A 17,626-nucleotide genomic window follows, 5' to 3' on the forward strand; every position below is an offset into this window, starting at 1 on the left:
AGTCCTTACAACGACTCCCTAAAGAGGCCGCGCATCAGCAGACGAGGTGTATCCCATGCCATCGCTCGACATTCTCCTCACCTTCTTCGTCACCACGGCGATCTTCGCCTATATCCCGGGACCGGCGATGCTCTACGCCGCAGCACAGACGATGGCGCGCGGCCGCTTTGCCGGGCTGATGGCCTCGCTCGGCATCCATCTCGGCGGTTATGTGCATGTCATCGCGGCCGCCGCTGGTCTTTCGATCCTGTTTCATGCGGTGCCGACGCTCTATCTCGCGGTGAAGCTTGCCGGTGCCGCCTATCTCGTCTGGTTGGGCTTCACGCTGATGCGCGCCAAGGCGAGCGGCGAAGGCGGCCTGCCGGTGGTGGAAGCGAAATCGGCACGTCGCGCCTTCTTCGAAAGCATCACCGTCGAGGTGCTGAACCCGAAGACCGCGATCTTCTTCGTCGCCTTCCTGCCGCAGTTCACCGATGCCTCCGCCGCTTTCCCGGTCTGGGTGCAGTTTCTGTTGCTCGGCACCGTCGTCAACCTGATGTTCTCCTCGGCCGATCTCGTCTGCGTGTTTCTCGCCGATGCGGTCGTCGTCAAGATGCGCCGCTCCACCCGGGCTCAGCGCCTGCTGCAGCGCGCCGGCGGCACAGTGTTGATCGGCCTCGGTGCCCATCTTGCCTGGCAAAGGACCTAGGGCGGCGCATCGACGCAAAGACGGCAAGCCCGCCTTGCTTGCACCCGCATCACTTGCAGCTATCATGCGGCTGAAGGCTATCGGGGGACAGGCGCATGGGAGAAGGCGGCCAACGAACGCGCACCACGGGCGCGGACATCCTGGTCGACACGCTCCTGGCAAACGGCGTCGACGTCTGTTTTGCCAATCCCGGCACGTCGGAAATGCACTTTGTCGCCGCCCTTGATCGCAAGCCGGAGATGCGCTGCATTCTCGGCCTCTCCGAAGGCGTCGTCACCGGTGCCGCCGATGGCTATGCCCGCATGGCGGGTCGCCCGGCGTCGACCCTGCTCCACACCGGGCCCGGCCTCGCCAACAGCCTCGCCAACCTGCACAATGCGCGACGCGCCCGCACGCCTGTCATCAACGTCGTCGGCGACCATGCCTCCTACCATCTTCCGCTCGATGCACCGCTGACAAGCGACATCGAGGGCCTGGCCCGCCCGATGTCGAACTGGGTGCGGCGGGTGAAGGATCCCTCCGATGTCGGGCCAACTGCGGCAGCCGCCTATCGCGCCTCGCTGACGCCGCCGGGCGTCGCCACCATGATCCTGCCTGCGGACGCGTCCTGGGGCGCGCATTCCATCGACGCGCCGGCGCAGAAGGTGCTCGTCGCAGCGCCCCAGCCCGCGAGCCCCGAGACGGTCCGCGAGGTCGCCCGCCTCATCCGTGCACACCCTCAAGGGGTCGCCATGGTCCTGAGCGGCGATGCCGCAAAGGCAGAGAACCTCGCCATCGCCGGGCGGATCGCGGCAGCCTGCAACGTCGAGCTTTTCAACGAGGTGCTTGTCGCCCACACCCAGCGCGGCCGCGGGCGGGTGGCGCCGCGACGCATCCCCTACCCGATCGACATGGCGCTCGAAACGCTCCGCAACATCAAGGTCCTGATCCTCGTCGGCGCACCGGAACCGGTGGCATTCTTTGCCTATCCGGGAAGACCCGGCCGCCTGGTGCCGGATGGCTGCGCGGTTACAGCACTTGCCCGCCACGGTGAAGACCTCAAGGCAACGCTCGAAGCGCTGCGCGACGAACTTGGCATCAGCCCATCCCACCCTCTGCCAGCGACCGGCACGCCCACCGATGAAGGCGAACCTTCCGGCACGCTGACGGAAGACGCGGTCGCCGTCATCGTCGCCCATAAGGTGCCGGAGAATGCCATCGTCTGCGACGAGGCGGCCACTTCGGCCCGGCGTTACTTTGCGCTTTCGGCCTTCTCGGCTCCCCACGACTTCATCATGCAGACCGGCGGCGCCATTGGCGAAGGCATCCCGCTTGCAACCGGTGCGGCGATCGCCTGTCCCGACCGCAAGGTGATCTGCCTGCAGGCCGATGGCTGCGCCATGTATAATATTCAGGGCCTGTGGACCCAGGCGCGCGAAAACCTCGACATCGTCACCGTCATCTTTTCCAACCGCACCTACGCCGTCCTGCATGCCGAAATGCGCAATGTCGGCGTTGAAGAGATCGGCACGAACGCGCGCCGCATGCTGAACCTCGACCAGCCCGCGCTCGACTGGGTGTCGCTTGCCCGCGGCTTCGGCGTCGGGGCAGCCGTCGCGACCTCCTGCGAAGCCTTCGCCGCCCTCTTCGATGCCGCACTGTCGCGGCGTGGACCCTTTCTGATCGAGGCTCGCCTGGTGTGAGTTTCCGTGCTGTTTTCGCACTGAGTCGGGCACCGGCGCGTCGTAAGGATGGCGCGCCTGACCCATGGGATTTACCGGCCTCCGGGCGCGGAAACCACAGGATAAGCGGCTGATTTATATAGATATTCCACAAAAATTCGGCCGCAAACTTGCGCCCGGGGACTTCTCGCTTATATTAGCGACGCCCTAGGTTCGCGCTCATCTGTCCGAGTCGCATTTCAGTTTTGGGCCCCCTTCAACCGACAATGTTCTTTGTCGGTGGACCAACGAAGGAGACACTTCATGTCCTTTAAGAAAGACCTAACCAAGGCCCCCGGCGCATCTCTGTCCCGCGTCAATGTGGGAGCCGCCATCAAGCGTTCGCGTGAAACCGCCGGCTACACGGTCGACGATCTCTCGGTCACGACTGGCCTGACGGAAGTTGAAATCTCTAAGATCGAGCTTGGCGCCGATATCGATCCCGCCAAGCTGCAGCGCATCGCCGCCGCATTGCAGGTCTCGCCGCAGACCTTTACAGCCGCCTGACAAGCGGGGGCGGTGCGCCAAAGACAAGCGCGCCGCCGCCTTCTACCCCCGGCCGATCCGGTTGCAACCGGCCCGAGGCCCGCCAGGGCGACACTCGAAGTCCACCTCCCCTTCAAAGACCGATCACGCCAGCCAAGTCCATGCATTCAGCCACGAGGCATGCGCCGCCGCCGATCGGCCCTCCATGCCGCGCACAGCCCTGTCGCAAGTGTTCCGGGGCGCTTCGCAATAAAGCGGACACGGGTCAAACGAGAAAAATATTCGGACGAAAAGCTTGGTATTCCATGATCGTAGGGAGGTTTGCCCAAGCGGACGCAAACGCAAGTCCGGATATTTTTGTTGAACTGAAAAAAGTATCGCCTATATATCGTGCCATCGAATATTGCTTGTGACCTTTGACGAAGCGCTTCCGCGCGGCCAGATTTCCTCTCAAATATCGATTACAGCCGGGAGAATATCTTCCGGAAAACTCAACGAATGAAAGGAAATCATCATGGCTTCAGGCACCGTAAAGTGGTTCAACAGCACCAAGGGTTTCGGCTTCATCCAGCCCGATGACGGCAGCACCGACGTGTTCGTTCATATCTCGGCTGTCGAACGGGCCGGCATGCGCTCGCTCGCCGAGGGCCAGAAGGTCACCTTCGACGTCGTCGCCGACCGCCGCACCGGCAAGAGCTCGGCCGACAACCTCAGAGCGGCTTGATTTGTCATTCGCTCTCCTCTGACCACGGATGTACTGGCAGGGAAGCGCTTGAATGACGGGAAGAGGTCGGGAAGCAACCCGGCCTTTTTGCGTCTCTGGATCTTGGATCTCCGTGAGGGAGATCATCGCGCCGCAAGCCTGCACGTTGAGCGACAACGTCTCGCTCCTGGCATGCGCCGCCGGCCCTTCGCCCCGAACATCGGGTCGGACCGCCACCACAGCTCGACCTTGGCTCAACCTTTGAGCGATCGATAGGCCGACAGTCAGAAGTCATGGCATCGTTGATGCTGCCCAGGAATTGATGAAGGAGAACGTATTTTGCAGGTACTTGTTAGAGACAACAACGTTGACCAGGCTTTGCGCGTCCTGAAGAAGAAGATGCAGCGCGAAGGCCTGTTCCGCGAGTTCAAGGCGCGCACCAGCTATGAAAAGCCCTCGGAAAAGCGCGCCCGCGAGAAGGCCGAAGCGGTACGTCGCCAGCGCAAGCTGCAGCGCAAGAAGCTCCAGCGCGAAGGCCTGCTGCCGGCGCCGAAGCGCGCTGTCAAGGCGCGCTAACAGCGCCACAGTCCCGCGCCGCGGCGACTTGCGAGAAGACAGGATCGGTGGCGCTGACGGCGCCACCGGGACCGGCAACGAAGCGGTCCATGGGCGATGCACAACCGCCCGAACAAACCTTGGCACCGTCGGCATAATTCCTTTAGGACCGACGCGATTTGCAGGTAAAATTACCCGGAGAATCAAAAGGCTAAAGCGACCGTTGCGCGGCTGCGCAGCGTTCGTTGAACGAAGACAGCACTCCTGTGGCGTGCCCGCCCTTTCACGGCGTCCCGCCCATCCTGCGGAGACAAGTCATGACTTCTACCGGCAGCAATCTCTTCAAACCCGGAAAGGCTTCGTCCGCGGACAAAGCCAGCGCCAACGATCATTCGGCGAAAAACATCATCGCCGCCGAGAAGATCGCCCGCGACAAGAAGACGGAAAAGCTCAAAGCGCTCCGCCTCGAACGCGCTGCCACCGAGCCGCAGGCACCACCACCGGCTCCCAAGACCTCCCGCAAACCGCAGCGGCCGTAACCGCTCAAAGCAGAGAACCGCGATCTGTTGCGCAATCGCCCGCGAGGTTCGACAACGATCTTGTGTTGGGCGCATTTGAAGCGCATGTTTCATGCATCGACATCGGCCTATTTGGCTTTTCGCGGCGTCAGAGGTCCACGGCCCGCCAATTTCCCTTTATCGACAGCCAAGCTTGCGCGACCGGAAAGCCGGGCGTGAATGCGGACGCAGCAGCAAATCTGAACCATGCCTTGCGACGCTCATGGAACGGGGATGCGCGGCGCGCAAAGCACGAAATCTCCGTTCGGACGGTCGGCCGCCGCGCAAGCGCTTCTACAACGACGTGCCGCAGGCAACACCACGATTGGACGAATACATGTTCCAAGACCTCGCACACAGAATTCGTCGATACGACTTCACGCTGGCGGCAATCAAGGCGTCGCTCGTCCTGTCGCTGCTGTTCGTCGCTTTCGTTATCTTCAGCGGCCTTCTCTGGTAGACCGCCTCCATTCGACACACGCCGTGTTGTCGATGACATGGCCGCGCGAGTTGCGCGGAGGCCACGATCGGAGGCAAACTCCATATTCCAGAAACTCCGAGAAACCGATTGCCCGCTCGGCAATTGCCCATACTACGCTCTTCGACGGGACACCCCATGGCACTGCACCTTGAAACTCCGCTGATCGAATCCCGGCCGCTGAGCCTCGCTTCGGATTGCTCCGTCTGGCTGAAGATGGATGCGTTGCAACCGTCGGGTTCGTTCAAGATCCGCGGCGTCGGCGCGGCCTGCGAGCACCATGCGCGAAACGGCAAGCGGCGTTTCGTCTCCTCCTCCGGCGGCAATGCCGGCATGGCGGTTGCTTATGCCGGCCGCCGGCTCTCCATTCCCGTCTCCGTCTTCGTTCCGGAAACGACCACCGAACGGGCAAAGGCGCTCATCCGCCAGGAAGGTGCCGAAGTGATCGTCCATGGCGCCGGCTGGGATGAGGCGAACGCCCGCGCGCTCGCATCCGTCGATTCCGAGACGGCGTTCATCCATCCCTTCGACGATCCGCTGCTGTGGGCCGGGCACGCCACGATGATCGACGAGGTCGTCAAGGCCGGCCTCGCCTTCGATGCAGTCGTGCTTTCGGTCGGCGGCGGCGGGCTGCTGTCGGGCGTCGCCGAGGGGCTGGAGCGCAACGGGCTCCGGGATATCCCTATCGTGACCGCAGAAACCGAAGGCACCGCGTCCTTTCTTGCCTCCGTCAAGGCAGGAGAACTGGTGGAGCTTCCCTTGATCAGTGGCGTCGCCACTTCGCTCGGCGCCCGAAAGGTCTGCAAGCGTGCCTTCGAAATCAGCCAGGTCCGGCCGGTCGAATGCGTCGTCGTCAGCGACCGGTCGGCGATCGACGCCTGCACCCGCTTTCTCGACGACCACCGCGTGCTGGTGGAACCGGCCTGCGGCGCGGCCCTGGCGATCGCCTATGCCCATGCCGATCAACTGCTGCGCTTCGCGCGGGTGCTGATGATCGTCTGCGGCGGCGCGACGACCACGGTCGAACGGCTGCAGGCCTGGCGGGATTGCTGATCGAGCGGCTATCGCCCAGGCGCGCCGCGCGCAACCAGAGTGGAAGCCCCTGGCAAAGGCGCCAGCGCGAACTTATCTGCAATTTGGAACCGCAGATTGCTTCGCTGCCGGCCAGGAGCCAGGAATGCGCGCTACGCTTGCCTTTATCGCTCGGTGCCTATGGTGCGTATCCGTCGTCGGAGCCGCGACGACCATCGGCGCCATGATCGGCTGGCAGAGCCATGGTTGGGGCGGAGCGTTCGGTTTCGGCCTGGTCGGGTTCGGCACCGGCTCGGCGCTTGCCGCCTTCCCGTCTTTTTTCCTGGACCTGCTCGTGAGCTTTGTTTTCGGCTAGCCCCCTCGCTGTGCCACACCTCGCGCCCAACACGGCCAGTCTCGATCTGACGAAAAAAGCCGGGGCACTGCCCCGGCTTCCTTCATTCGAGCGTTCGATAAGGCTTAGTTCTTTGCCTTGTCGACCAGCTTGTTCTTGCCGATCCAGGGCATCATGCCGCGAAGCTTCGCGCCGACTTCCTCGATCTGGTGGTTGTCGTTGACGCGGCGGATACCCTTGAAGCGGGCCGCACCCGACTTGTACTCCTGCATCCATTCCGAGGTGAACTTGCCGGTCTGGATGTCCTTCAGGACGCGCTTCATCTCAGCCTTGGTTTCTTCGGTGATGATGCGCGGGCCGGTGACGTATTCGCCCCACTCGGCCGTGTTGGAGATCGAGTAGTTCATGTTGGCGATGCCGCCTTCATAGATCAGGTCGACGATCAGCTTTACTTCATGCAGGCACTCGAAATAGGCCATTTCCGGCGCGTAGCCGCCTTCGACCAGCGTTTCGAAGCCGGCGCGGATGAGCTCGACGAGACCGCCGCACAGAACGACCTGTTCGCCGAAGAGGTCGGTTTCGCACTCTTCCTTGAAGTTGGTTTCGATGATGCCCGAACGGCCGCCGCCAACGCCGCAGGCGTAGGAGAGAGCGAGGTCAAGGGCGTTGCCCGAAGCGTCCTGGTGAACGGCAACGAGGCAGGGAACGCCGCCGCCCTTCTGGTATTCGCCGCGAACCGTGTGGCCCGGGCCCTTCGGCGCGATCATGACGACGTCGAGCGAAGCCTTCGGCTCGATCAGGCCGAAGTGAACGTTGAGGCCGTGAGCAAAGGCGATCGCAGCGCCGTCACGGATGTTGCCGGCGATTTCGGCCTTGTAGATTTCGGCCTGCAGTTCGTCCGGCGTTGCCATCATGATGAGGTCGGCCCACTTGGCGGCTTCCGCAACCGACAGAACCTGGAGACCGTCGGCCTCGACCTTGGCAGCGGTTGCCGAGCCCGGCTTCAGCGCGATGCGGATTTCCTTGGCGCCGGAATCCTTGAGGTTCAGCGCATGGGCGCGGCCCTGGCTGCCGTAGCCGACGATGGCGACCTTCTTCGACTTGATCAGGTTGATATCGGCATCACGATCGTAATAGACGCGCATTTTAGTGGTCCTTCCCGTTGTGTTCACTTTGTTTCCGCCGCATCGCCCAGGAGATCCGGGGCAATGCAGCAATTCCTGACGTTGCAGCGACCTTTGCGCTTCTTTCGAAGCGCGGCGCTGCCATTCCTTGTGCTTCAGCGACCTTTGCGCTTCTTTCGAAGCGCGGCGCTGCCATTCCTTGTGCTACAGCGGCCTTTGCGCTTCTTTCGAAGCGCGGCGCTGCAGTTACCTCTTCGTGCCGTAAAGCGCGAGGAAGGCTGAAACCGCCTGCTCCGCCTTGCGGCTGAAACTCTTCTTCATCTCGCCGGCCTCTTCGCCGAGCAGCATCTTCAGATGCCAGTCGGAGACGACGAGCCCATAGAGGGCACCATAGGCCTCGTCGGCATCGTCGAACGAAAGCAGCCCCGCCTTGCGCCCTGCCTCGAGCAGCGCTGCAGCACGCTTGCCGATCTGCCGGCGGCCGCGCTCCTGCAGCATGTGGCCGAGCTTGGAACCATCGCGGCTCGCCTGGCCGATCGCCAGCCGGTTGAGCGCCAGCGACACGTCGCCAGCGAGAACCTCGAGAAGATCCTTGGCGAACACGATCAGATGGCGCTCAAGGCTCTCGGCATCGAGTGCCCGAGCGGCAACATCCTGCGTGCGCACCTTGCTCGCCTGGAAGCCGATCATCGCCGAGATCAGGCCATCGCGATCGCCGAACCACTTGTACAGGCTTTCCTTGGAGCAATTGGCCGCCCGCGCGATGCCGGCCGTCGTCAGCGCCTTTTCGCCGCCGTCGACCAGAAGACGCAATGCCTGCTCGAGAACGGCGCCCTGACGTTCCGTCAGCCCCTCCCCGGCATTCGCCTCCCTTATCGCCGCAGCCATCTGCACGTCGCCTCGCTCCCGATCAGTACCGTACGGTACGGTTCGCACTCTTCTAGTGAAGCCTCCCGGAGGCGTCAAGACGATTCTCACAACGGGGCGAAATTTCGGCGGTGACGGCGAAAGACGGAGCCCATAGGCTGAAGAAGCAGACTGGAGAGAGGTCGACGTGCCGCCGTTTCAAAAGGCATACATTCTGATTGTCGTGGTTTTCTTCATCGCGGCCTGCATCAACGCAGCCAGGCGTTTCCGGGCCGAGAGAGACGCGATCGCTGCGTGGTTCTGGGGGCTTGCCGGTATTGGCGGCGCACTTGTTCTCGCCCGGTTTGTTTACGTCGCCTGGGGCTGAGTAAATGCGCCCTCCGGGTGCGCACGAATGCTGTCGGTTAGCGAGCCACCATGCCGAAGCTGCCTGGCTTCCGGCGAGACAGATCAATCGAACGTGTGATGGAGTTCCAAAGATGCAGCAGTCAGCCCTCGGTATTCTGATTGGCGGAAGCTCGCATGTCGGCAAGTCGACGCTCGCAGGCGCGCTGGCACGATCGCTCGGTCGCGAGCTGATATCGACGGACGCGCTCGGCCGCCATCCCGGCAGGCCCTGGCCGTCGCTGTGCCCTCAGGTGGCCGAGTACTATGCCAGCCTCACTGACGAAACCATCCATTGGTTCTTGAAGGTGCACCACGAAAACATGTGGCCTCGTATCCGTCAGATCATTGAAAGCCATCGCCAACGCGCGCAGCCGTTCGTGCTGGAGGGGGCGGCGCTGAGGCCAGAATATGTGGCGCAACTCGAATCCGGCAGCATTATCGCCCTGTTCCTCCATGCGGATGACGATTTCCTGCGCCGGCGGATGACGGACGAAGCGCGCCGTGACGAAACGTACGAGCAGAAAGCTGGGATCATCGATAAGTTCATCGAGCGCTCGCTTCGCGAAAACAGGGAAATGCTCGAAGCCGCCCGAACCGCCAACATCCGGTGTGTCGACGTCGCGACACCGGGTGCGCTCGACGCTCTGGTACGGGAGTTTTCTGCGGGCTGATCGATCACGGCCGACGATCGCCTGTCGGCGGTCATGCGTGGTTTTGGTGCTCTCGTAATTCAACGACGGCGCCCCTCATCCGCCTGCCGGCACCTTCTCCCCGCAAGCGGGGCGAAGCGGCGCCAGCTCGCCCCAACAATAAGCGCCGCACCGCCTACTTCCACCCCCGCATCGTCTCCTCGATGAAGGCCGCCACCGCTGCCACGCTCGGCACCCGCGCCCGCTCCGGGTGCATCATCAGATAGACCGGGCGTTCGGCGGTGGCGCCCGGTTCGTCCACCGCCTCGAAACGCGGATCGCGCGAGGCCGACACCTCCGGCAGCATCAGCTCGGCGCCGAGCGAAAGCGCCGCCTCCATCAGGATCTCGAGCTTGTCGGCGGTCAGCGCCACACGGGCGTCGGGCCGCAGCCGATCGAGCACCTGCATTTCCGGGACATGCGCAAGCGCTGGGCCGTAACGCACGACCGGGCAAGGTCCTATCCCCTGCCCCCTTGGCCGGAACAGCCGGAAGCGAAGCGTACCGAGGCTTTTCACCCGCACCGAATCCTCGCCGGTGCGCGCCATGCGGATGGCGATATCCGCCTCGCGCCGTTCGATGCTGAGCATCTGGTTGTCGGCGATGAGATCGAGGGTCAAGCCCGGATGCCGCTGCTCGAGCCGGGAAAGCGATGGCGCCAGAATGGCGCTGAGCACGAAGCCGATGCTCGTCACCCGCACCTGCCCCTTCAATTCCGCCGTACGCCGCAGCAGCGTCGCCAGCGACAGCGAGGCCTCCTCCGACATCGCCCGCAGCCGGTCGACAACCGGGGCAAGCACCGGCGTCGGCGTCAGCCGGCCATCGATACGGTCGAACAATGCGGCCCCGACGCGCCGCTCCAACGCCGCCAATCGCCGCGACACCGTGGTCTGGTCGACGCCAAGCGAGCGCGCCGCCTGACTGAGCGTCGCACCGCGCACGAGATGATCCAGCAGTTCGAGATCCGCCCATCCTCCTGCATTCATGCAGATTACCCTCCGAAAAATTCGGATCACTCTGCATGAACGCAGCCGCTAGGATCAAGCCCATAGACAGACCGCTTTTTGCAACCCGGTTCACAACGGCCTCTTCGACCAACCAAGGAACCTGCCCATGTCCGATTCTGCCAAGCTCTCGCCCTCAGCCCCCGCAACCCTCTTCACGCTCGCCGGCGTCACGCTCACCCCGCCCCCGCTTGCCGAGGCGACGCTGATCCTGATCGACTACCAGAACGAATACCTGGCCGGTCCCTTGCGGCTTTTCGAGCCGGAAGCCGCAGTCGAGAAGGCGCGTGAACTTCTGTCTGCCGCCCGTGCCGCCGGGGCCAAGATCATCCATGTCGCCCATCGCGGCGCGGCCGGCGGCGTGTTCGACCGGGCTGAGCACCGCGGCGCGATCGTCGATGCGCTGGCTCCGCTGAGAGACGAAGCCGTCGTCGAGAAGCCGCGGCCCAACGCCTTCTCCGGCACCGACCTTGCCGAGATCGTCGGCCCGGCCGGCACACCTGTCATCATCGCCGGCTTCATGACGCACAATTGCGTCTCCTCGACCGCCCGCGCCGCCAAGGACCTGGGCTACGGCATCACGATTGCAGCCGACGCCTGCACCACCCGCGACCTGCCTTCTGCGACCGGCACGATTTCCGCTAGCGCCCTGCATGAGGCCGAACTTGCAGGCCTTGCCGACCACCACGGCGCCGTCGTCGAGGTCGCCGAGCTCGTCGCGCCGCGCGGCTGACGCGCTATTGCCAAGGCTTGACAAAGGGGCGCCAGCACCACCCGGGCGCCCCTTTTGCCCTCACCTGCCGCGTCCAGGATTACAAAAATATAATGATCTCAATGCCTTTCGTCGGGGTCATTCTATTTTTGACCTACCAAAACGGCATCCGCGATGCCGGATAGGGCGAAGCGATGAACAAGACAAGGAAGACGGTCCGGGCCGAAACGGCGCCGCGCGACGGCGCGGCCCCCACCGTCACCTTCATCCCGGCGCGGAAGCGGAAAGATCCTCTGGTCACTCGTCGCAAAAGGGAAACGGGAGTAGAATTGCGAAGGCGGGAAAAGGTGTTCCCGTCCACCGAATGAGCCGATAAACGTGGCTTTCGTCACCTCGCCTGAGAGGGTGGGTCATGGGAGAGGACCATGCTGAGCGGCGGCTGGTTGCAATTCTCGCCGTCGACATTGTTGGTTATTCGCGACTTATCGAAGCTAACGAGGCCGGTACGCTTGCCGCGCTGAAGGCGTTGCGCTCCGAAGTCTTCGACCCATTGGTGGCGGAATATCACGGCCGCACAGTGAAGCTCATGGGCGATGGCGCGATCATGGAATTCGGCTCTGTCGTCGATGCTGTCCTATGCGCCGTGGCCTTGCAAAAAGAGGTTGCCGCGCGCCAGGCGGATATCCTGCCCGAACAGCGCCTTCTCTTCCGCATGGGCGTCAATCTCGGCGATGTTGTCGTGGAGGGCGATGATTTGCTGGGCGATGGGGTCAACGTTGCCGCGCGCCTGGAGCAGATATGTGAGTCTGGCGGCGTTTTCATATCCGGTACGGCTTTCGATCATTTGCAAGGCAAGCTCGAACTGCCGCTTGAATTTATCGGCGAACAGCATGTCAAGAACATCGCGCGCGCCGTACGCACCTATCGCGTGCGCTTCGATGGAAACACCAGGCGTTCGCAGTTCAAAATCCAGCGCCTTCGCAGTTGGGGATCGCTCGCGGCAGTGGCTCTCGTTCTGCTGGCTGCCTTCCTTGCCATTTGGCTAAATCAGTGGAAGGCGGGTGCGGAAACGGCATCGATTGCGCGCATGGCACTTCCCCTACCTGACAAGCCGTCAATTGCGGTCCTGCCGTTCGACAATCTCAGTTCCGATCCAGAGCAGGTCTACTTCGCCGACGGCATAACCGAAGATTTGATCACAGACCTTTCAAAACTGCCCACCATCTTCGTTATCGCCCGGAACTCCACCTTCGCCTACAAGGGAAAACCCACCAAGGTGCAGCAGGTGGCCGAAGAACTCGGCGTCCGATATGTGTTGGAAGGCAGTGTGCGTCGCCAGGGCGACCAGGTCCGTATCAACGCACAGCTCATAGACGCGCTCGGTGGCCATCATCTATGGGCGGAACGCTATGACGGCGCGATGAGCGACATCTTTACACTTCAGGACAAGGTCATCGGCGAGATTGTGTCTGCACTCGCAGTCGAGTTCACAATGGTGGAGCGAGCCCAGTCCGAGCAGGCGGAGACGAGCAGCCCGCAGGCTTACGACGCTCTTCTGCAGGGCTGGGATCATCTGCGTGCCGACAGCGAGGATGAAACCCTCAAGGCAATCCCCCTTTTCGAGAAAGCAATCGAGCTTGACCCCGATTACAGCCGCGCTCATGCGGCGCTCGCTTCGGCGAATTGGAGAATTGCTGTTTCCAACTGGGAATCCGCCAATCTTGGCTTCCAGAGGGCGATGGAACGTGTGGATCAGCACCTGGCCTTGGCGATGCGGAAGCCCAATTCGCTCGCCTATGCGATCTCCGCTGAGGTGCTGGCAAGGCAGGGCCAGTATGCGGAAGCCTTTGCCAAAATCAGTCATGCGATGGAACTCGATCCCAACGATCCCGAAAATCACATCAGCAAAGCACGAATTTTGAACGCCACGGGCCGTGCTCCGGAGGCCGAACGCGAAGTGCAACAGGCTATGCGTGTCGACCCACAGTATCCGCCGAGCTATCTCAGGGTTCTTGCGATTTCACAGTTCCACCAGGAGAAATATGCGGACGGGGTGAAGAGCCTCGAACGCCTGGTGACCTGGCAATCCGACGTGGCCGAAGACTACGCCACGCTGGTGTCAAGTCTCGGCCACCTCGGACAGACTGATGGCGTTCAGGAAAACATCGAAAAATACAACGCGCTCGTTGTTCCCGCTGGCTTCTCGCCACTCACGGTTCAGGAGTTGGGATGGTACTGGTACGGCGACATCTTCAATTACGACAGGACCTATCGTGAGCGCCTGCAGGAAGGGTTGCGCAAGGCGGGAGTGCCGGAGGGAGCCGGCACGGATATTTCGTATGACGAATACGCCCGCCTGATGAACAAGAGCAACGGGGAATACAACGTCAAGGGAACCACGAAAATAGACGCCCCGACGGCCAAGCGACTGCACGATCGCGGCGTCAAGTTCGTTGATGTGCGCACCACTCTGAGCTTCAATCGCGGGCATGCGCCCGGCGCTATCAACCTGTCGGTTGTCGAAGTTTTGGCGAAAGACACGCTCTCGAAAGCCGTGAGCAAGGATGAGGAAGTCATCTTCTCTTGCCATGGTAAGTATTGTGGAGATTCCGCCTACGCATCGGCCAAAGCTTTGGTCTGGGGATTCGAGAATGTTTATCATTTTGCCGGCGGTTTCCCTGCCTGGGAGGACGCGCACTACCCCGTAGAGACCACCCCGGCACATTAGGCAGGTACCGACCCGGATCGCATAGCGTAGCATTTGGGGCGGCGTGTGTTCCGCTTGGCCTTGCGTTCGTGCGGGCGCCGCCGCAGCACACTCCCCTCGCCGGCCCTGGACACATTACGAAAATATAATGATCTCAATGCTTTTCGTCGGGGTCATTCGCTTCTATTTTTGACCTATCGATATGGCATCCGCGATGCCGGATAGGGCGAAGCGATGAACAAGACAATGAAGACGGCCCGGGCCGAAACGGCGCCGCGCGACGAGACGGCCCCCAACGTCACCTTCATTCCCGGCGCGATCAAGCCGGTGAAGCGCAAGCGCCGGAGCCGGTCCTGGCTTTGGCTGCCGGTCGTTCTCGCCGTTGCCGGTGCCGGCTACTACGGCTGGGTGCGCTATGGAGAGGAGCCGGCAACGGCTGCGATGGTGACCGACGTCGTCGCCCGCGGCGACATCGAAAACGCCGTCACCGCCGTCGGCACGCTCGATGCGGTCAAATCCGTCGATGCCGGCGCCCAGGTCTCCGGCCAGTTGAAGGCGCTGCATGTCGAGATCGGCGACAAGGTCACTCAAGATCAGCTGATCGCCGAGATCGACCCGGCAACCATCGAGAACCGCATCGAGATCGACCAGGCGGAGCTTGCCAACCTCCAGGCACAACTCATCTCCAAGAAGGCACAGCTGGTTCTGAAGCAGGCCAATATCGACCGCCAGCGCAACCTCGTCGAAACCAAGAGCGTGGCGCAATCGACGCTCGACCAGGCGATCGCCGATCTCGCCGCGGCCGAAGCCGACGTCAACGCCATCGAGGCGCAGATCCGCAAGCAGCAGGCGACGCTTGCCGGCGACAAGGTCGATCTCGGCTACACCAAGATCTATGCGCCGATGACCGGCACCATCGTCGCCAACCCGGCGAAGGAAGGCCAGACGCTGAACGCCAACCAGACGACCCCGACCATCGTCACCATCGCCGATCTCTCTGTCATGACGGTGAAGGCACAGGTTTCGGAAGCCGACGTGACCCGGCTGAAGGTCGGCATGGATGCCTATTTCACTCTGCTCGGCCAGCCGGGCAAGCGCTTCGTCGGCAAGCTCCGCCAGATCCAGCCGATGCCCGACACCGCCAACAACGTCGTGCTCTATTACGCCCTCTTCGACGTGCCCAATCCCGAAGGTGAGCTGATGATGTCGATGAGCGCGCAGGTGTTCTTCGTGCAGGCTGCCGCCAAGGACGTGCTGATCGTCCCGAGCGCTGCGCTCAGCCACCCGGCCAAGGGTAATGGTGAAGCGACCGGCCAGGGCAGCAGCCGACGTAACGGCCAGGGCAGTGGCCAGGCAGGCGGCGCACCGGGCGAAGGCCGCAAGGCTGAGGTCACCGTCGTCACCGCTGCAGGCGCGCTCGAAAAGCGTGACGTCGAAGTGGGTATCCGCAACCGCGTCAGCGCCGAAATCAGAAGCGGCCTCGCAGAAGGCGAGAAGGTCGTCGTCAGCACCGGCTCCGGCAGCAGCAGCAACGCCCGTGACGGCCGCAGCCAGCGCGGCATGCGCATGCCGCCGATGTTCTGAGGTTGGCCATGTCCCCGCTCATCTCGCTCAAGCACGTCAGCAAGACCTATTTCAACGGCGATCTCGCCGTCGAGGTCCTGCATGGCCTCTCGCTCGATATCGAGGCGGGCGAGTTCGTGGCGATCGTCGGCCAGTCCGGCTCCGGCAAGTCGACGCTGATGAACATTCTCGGCTGCCTGGACCAGCCGACCGGCGGCGATTATCTGATCGATGGCGAAAGCGTCGCGGCTCTGGATACCGATGACCTGGCGGCACTGCGACGCCGCACCTTCGGTTTCGTCTTCCAGAGCTACAACCTCATCCCGACGGCGAGCGCCAAGGAAAATGTCGAAGTCCCGGCCGTCTATGCCGGCATGTCGGCCCGCGACCGGCACGACCGCGCCGAGGCGCTGCTCGAAGCGCTGAAGCTCGGCGAACGCCTCGACCATCGGCCGAACCAGCTCTCCGGCGGCCAGCAGCAGCGCGTCTCCATTGCCCGGGCGCTGATGAACGGAGGCCGGGTGATCCTTGCCGACGAACCGACCGGCGCCCTCGACAGCCAGAGCGGCTCGGACGTGATGGCGCTGCTTCGCGACATGAACGAACAGGGCCACACGGTCATCGTCATCACCCACTCGCGCGAGGTCGCCGAACAGGCCGACCGGCTGATCGAGATCCATGATGGCCGCATCGTCGCCGACCGCGCCAAGAAGGCCCGCGTCAACGCCGAAGGGGCGGCCGCCCTTGCCCGCCATGTGAGCGAAGGCTCGGCGGCGATCGCCGACGTCACCGAAGCCGTGAAGATGGCGTTCCGGGCGCTGAGGGCCAACCTCTTCCGCACCATCCTGACTCTGCTCGGCATCGTCATCGGCGTCGGCTCGGTCGTCGCGATGCTGGCGATCGGCACGGGCGCGCAGGATTCGGTGCTCAGCCGCATTTCCTCAATGGGATCGGACCTGCTCGTGGTGCGGCCCAGCATGGCGAATTTCCGCGGCAGCGCGGGGGGAAGCAACGTCACGCTGGTTCCAGCCGATGCGGATGCCATTCTGGAAGTGCCGAACGTCGCCTTTGCCGTTCCGGAACTGACGAGCAGCGTCACGCTTCGCCGCGGCAATATCGATTATCAGACGACCGCCAACGGCACCGTGCCGCAGTTCACCACGGCAAAGTCCTGGCAGATGGCCAAGGGCGAGTTCATCAACCAGAACGACATGGATACCTATGCGCCGGTCGCAGTCCTCGGCCAGACGGTGGTAAAGACGCTCTTTCCCGACGGCGACAACCCGATCGGGCAATATGTGCTCGTCAACAAGATCCCCTTCCAGGTGATCGGCGTGCTGGCGGAAATGGGCGCAACGTCTTTCGGCAACGACCAGGACGACGTCGTCGTGGTGCCGCTGACCACCGGCAGCATCCGCCTCTTCGGCCAGCGCAATGTGCGCACCATTACCGTGCAGGTGAAGGACGGTTCGGCGATCGACATCACCCAGCAGACGATCCAGGCGCTGCTCGACCAGCGCCACAAGCGCCAGGACACGCAGATCACCAACATGTCCTCCGTGCGCGAGGCTTTCACCGAGACCTCGAACACGATGAAGCTGTTCCTGGGCTCGGTCGCCGCCATCTCGCTGCTCGTCGGCGGTATCGGCGTGATGAACATCATGCTCGTTTCGGTCAGCGAGCGCACCCGCGAGATCGGCGTGCGCATGGCGACCGGCGCCCGCCAGCGCGACATCCTCTTACAGTTCATCATCGAGGCGCTGGTGGTCTCGCTGATCGGCGGCACGCTCGGCGTCCTGCTCGGGCTTGGCACAGGCGCGCTCGCCGGCCAGTTCGGCATGCCCGTATCCTTCACATTCGGCCCGGTGGCGCTTGCCTTTGCCTGCGCCTTCATGACCGGCCTCGCCTTCGGCTTCCTGCCCGCCCGCAACGCCTCGCGCCTGCAGCCGGCGGTGGCGCTGAGTGCGGACTAGGCAAAAGCAACGCACCTGCCCGCCAGACGATAGACAAGCGTCGCGACACGACCCAAGATAGCGGAAAC

The 17,626-nt window shown here is 62.9% G+C and carries 18 protein-coding genes; 15 read left to right on the forward strand and 3 right to left on the reverse strand.

The genetic code is table 11. The features are described from left to right. Positions 1-55 precede the first annotated feature (55 nt). The 9 genes from PWG15_RS10830 to PWG15_RS10870 all read left to right on the forward strand — a co-directional run bounded on the left by PWG15_RS10830 (position 56) and on the right by PWG15_RS10870 (position 6,554). Positions 56-688, forward strand: coding sequence for a LysE family translocator (locus PWG15_RS10830; protein ID WP_275019774.1), 633 nt, complete (start codon positions 56-58; stop codon positions 686-688). Positions 689-783: 95 nt separating this feature from the next. Continuing rightward, positions 784-2,370, forward strand: coding sequence for an acetolactate synthase large subunit (locus PWG15_RS10835; RefSeq protein WP_275019775.1), 1,587 nt, complete (start codon positions 784-786; stop codon positions 2,368-2,370). 282 nt (positions 2,371-2,652) lie between these two features. Beyond that, on the forward strand, positions 2,653-2,895 hold the full coding sequence (locus PWG15_RS10840; protein ID WP_275019776.1) for a helix-turn-helix domain-containing protein: 243 nt from the start codon (positions 2,653-2,655) through the stop codon (positions 2,893-2,895). Positions 2,896-3,388: 493 nt separating this feature from the next. Continuing rightward, entirely contained in the window at positions 3,389-3,598 is a 210-nt protein-coding gene (locus PWG15_RS10845) for a cold-shock protein (RefSeq protein WP_173517077.1), read from the forward strand. A gap of 318 nt (positions 3,599-3,916) precedes the next feature. Then, positions 3,917-4,153, forward strand: a complete 237-nt coding sequence (rpsU, locus tag PWG15_RS10850) for a 30S ribosomal protein S21 (protein WP_113536011.1) — start codon at positions 3,917-3,919, stop codon at positions 4,151-4,153. Between the two features lie 296 nt (positions 4,154-4,449). Next, complete coding sequence (locus PWG15_RS10855; protein WP_275019777.1) at positions 4,450-4,671, forward strand: hypothetical protein; 222 nt, start codon at positions 4,450-4,452, stop codon at positions 4,669-4,671. 172 nt (positions 4,672-4,843) lie between these two features. Next, positions 4,844-5,149 carry a hypothetical protein gene (locus PWG15_RS10860; RefSeq protein WP_275019778.1) on the forward strand — a complete coding sequence of 102 codons (306 nt, stop codon included), beginning with the start codon at positions 4,844-4,846 and terminating at the stop codon, positions 5,147-5,149. A gap of 156 nt (positions 5,150-5,305) precedes the next feature. Next, positions 5,306-6,220, forward strand: a complete 915-nt coding sequence (locus PWG15_RS10865) for a pyridoxal-phosphate dependent enzyme (RefSeq protein ID WP_275019779.1) — start codon at positions 5,306-5,308, stop codon at positions 6,218-6,220. Positions 6,221-6,344: 124 nt separating this feature from the next. Further along, positions 6,345-6,554, forward strand: coding sequence for a hypothetical protein (locus PWG15_RS10870; RefSeq protein ID WP_275019780.1), 210 nt, complete (start codon positions 6,345-6,347; stop codon positions 6,552-6,554). A gap of 104 nt (positions 6,555-6,658) precedes the next feature. Here the strand turns inward: PWG15_RS10870 and ilvC are convergent, their stop codons facing one another. Both ilvC and PWG15_RS10880 read right to left on the reverse strand, forming a co-directional pair. Then, the gene (gene ilvC, locus PWG15_RS10875; RefSeq protein WP_275019781.1) at positions 6,659-7,678 is read right to left on the reverse strand and encodes a ketol-acid reductoisomerase; all 1,020 of its coding nucleotides are present in this window, start codon (positions 7,676-7,678) and stop codon (positions 6,659-6,661) included. Between the two features lie 225 nt (positions 7,679-7,903). Continuing rightward, the gene (locus tag PWG15_RS10880; RefSeq protein ID WP_425536697.1) at positions 7,904-8,545 is read right to left on the reverse strand and encodes a TetR/AcrR family transcriptional regulator C-terminal domain-containing protein; all 642 of its coding nucleotides are present in this window, start codon (positions 8,543-8,545) and stop codon (positions 7,904-7,906) included. A 166-nt stretch (positions 8,546-8,711) separates the two neighbouring features. Between PWG15_RS10880 and PWG15_RS10885 the strand changes: the two genes are divergently transcribed. After that, complete coding sequence (locus tag PWG15_RS10885) at positions 8,712-8,891, forward strand: hypothetical protein (protein WP_275019784.1); 180 nt, start codon at positions 8,712-8,714, stop codon at positions 8,889-8,891. Between the two features lie 112 nt (positions 8,892-9,003). Next, positions 9,004-9,582 carry an AAA family ATPase gene (locus PWG15_RS10890; RefSeq protein ID WP_275019785.1) on the forward strand — a complete coding sequence of 193 codons (579 nt, stop codon included), beginning with the start codon at positions 9,004-9,006 and terminating at the stop codon, positions 9,580-9,582. 154 nt (positions 9,583-9,736) lie between these two features. On the opposite strand, the gene PWG15_RS10895 is transcribed toward PWG15_RS10890, so the two are convergent. After that, positions 9,737-10,585, reverse strand: coding sequence for a LysR family transcriptional regulator (locus PWG15_RS10895; RefSeq protein ID WP_275019786.1), 849 nt, complete (start codon positions 10,583-10,585; stop codon positions 9,737-9,739). 127 nt (positions 10,586-10,712) lie between these two features. On the opposite strand from PWG15_RS10895, the gene PWG15_RS10900 reads away from it, so the two are divergent. The 4 genes from PWG15_RS10900 to PWG15_RS10915 all read left to right on the forward strand — a co-directional run bounded on the left by PWG15_RS10900 (position 10,713) and on the right by PWG15_RS10915 (position 17,558). Then, on the forward strand, positions 10,713-11,336 hold the full coding sequence (locus tag PWG15_RS10900; RefSeq protein ID WP_275019787.1) for a cysteine hydrolase family protein: 624 nt from the start codon (positions 10,713-10,715) through the stop codon (positions 11,334-11,336). A gap of 391 nt (positions 11,337-11,727) precedes the next feature. Then, the gene (locus PWG15_RS10905) at positions 11,728-14,043 is read left to right on the forward strand and encodes a rhodanese-like domain-containing protein (RefSeq protein WP_275019788.1); all 2,316 of its coding nucleotides are present in this window, start codon (positions 11,728-11,730) and stop codon (positions 14,041-14,043) included. A 213-nt stretch (positions 14,044-14,256) separates the two neighbouring features. Continuing rightward, entirely contained in the window at positions 14,257-15,606 is a 1,350-nt protein-coding gene (locus tag PWG15_RS10910; protein ID WP_275019789.1) for an efflux RND transporter periplasmic adaptor subunit, read from the forward strand. 8 nt (positions 15,607-15,614) lie between these two features. Continuing rightward, on the forward strand, positions 15,615-17,558 hold the full coding sequence (locus PWG15_RS10915) for a MacB family efflux pump subunit (protein ID WP_275019790.1): 1,944 nt from the start codon (positions 15,615-15,617) through the stop codon (positions 17,556-17,558). Positions 17,559-17,626: the final 68 nt, after the last annotated feature.

The sequence above is a fragment of the Ensifer adhaerens genome (assembly GCF_028993555.1).
In the GTDB taxonomy this organism is placed as follows: Bacteria; Pseudomonadota; Alphaproteobacteria; order Rhizobiales; family Rhizobiaceae; genus Ensifer; species Ensifer adhaerens_I.

What these genes read in the sequence shown, in the direction of transcription:
- PWG15_RS10830 (WP_275019774.1), top strand. Translation starts at nt 56, where the DNA reads ATGCCATCGCTCGACATTCTCCTCACCTTCTTCGTCACCACGGCGATC.
- PWG15_RS10835 (WP_275019775.1), top strand. Translation starts at nt 784, where the DNA reads ATGGGAGAAGGCGGCCAACGAACGCGCACCACGGGCGCGGACATCCTG.
- PWG15_RS10840 (WP_275019776.1), top strand. Translation starts at nt 2,653, where the DNA reads ATGTCCTTTAAGAAAGACCTAACCAAGGCCCCCGGCGCATCTCTGTCC.
- PWG15_RS10845 (WP_173517077.1), top strand. Translation starts at nt 3,389, where the DNA reads ATGGCTTCAGGCACCGTAAAGTGGTTCAACAGCACCAAGGGTTTCGGC.
- PWG15_RS10855 (WP_275019777.1), top strand. Translation starts at nt 4,450, where the DNA reads ATGACTTCTACCGGCAGCAATCTCTTCAAACCCGGAAAGGCTTCGTCC.
- PWG15_RS10865 (WP_275019779.1), top strand. Translation starts at nt 5,306, where the DNA reads ATGGCACTGCACCTTGAAACTCCGCTGATCGAATCCCGGCCGCTGAGC.
- PWG15_RS10870 (WP_275019780.1), top strand. Translation starts at nt 6,345, where the DNA reads ATGCGCGCTACGCTTGCCTTTATCGCTCGGTGCCTATGGTGCGTATCC.
- ilvC (WP_275019781.1), bottom strand. Translation starts at nt 7,678, where the DNA reads ATGCGCGTCTATTACGATCGTGATGCCGATATCAACCTGATCAAGTCG.
- PWG15_RS10880 (WP_425536697.1), bottom strand. Translation starts at nt 8,545, where the DNA reads ATGGCTGCGGCGATAAGGGAGGCGAATGCCGGGGAGGGGCTGACGGAA.
- PWG15_RS10890 (WP_275019785.1), top strand. Translation starts at nt 9,004, where the DNA reads ATGCAGCAGTCAGCCCTCGGTATTCTGATTGGCGGAAGCTCGCATGTC.
- PWG15_RS10895 (WP_275019786.1), bottom strand. Translation starts at nt 10,585, where the DNA reads ATGAATGCAGGAGGATGGGCGGATCTCGAACTGCTGGATCATCTCGTG.
- PWG15_RS10900 (WP_275019787.1), top strand. Translation starts at nt 10,713, where the DNA reads ATGTCCGATTCTGCCAAGCTCTCGCCCTCAGCCCCCGCAACCCTCTTC.
- PWG15_RS10905 (WP_275019788.1), top strand. Translation starts at nt 11,728, where the DNA reads ATGGGAGAGGACCATGCTGAGCGGCGGCTGGTTGCAATTCTCGCCGTC.
- PWG15_RS10910 (WP_275019789.1), top strand. Translation starts at nt 14,257, where the DNA reads ATGAACAAGACAATGAAGACGGCCCGGGCCGAAACGGCGCCGCGCGAC.
- PWG15_RS10915 (WP_275019790.1), top strand. Translation starts at nt 15,615, where the DNA reads ATGTCCCCGCTCATCTCGCTCAAGCACGTCAGCAAGACCTATTTCAAC.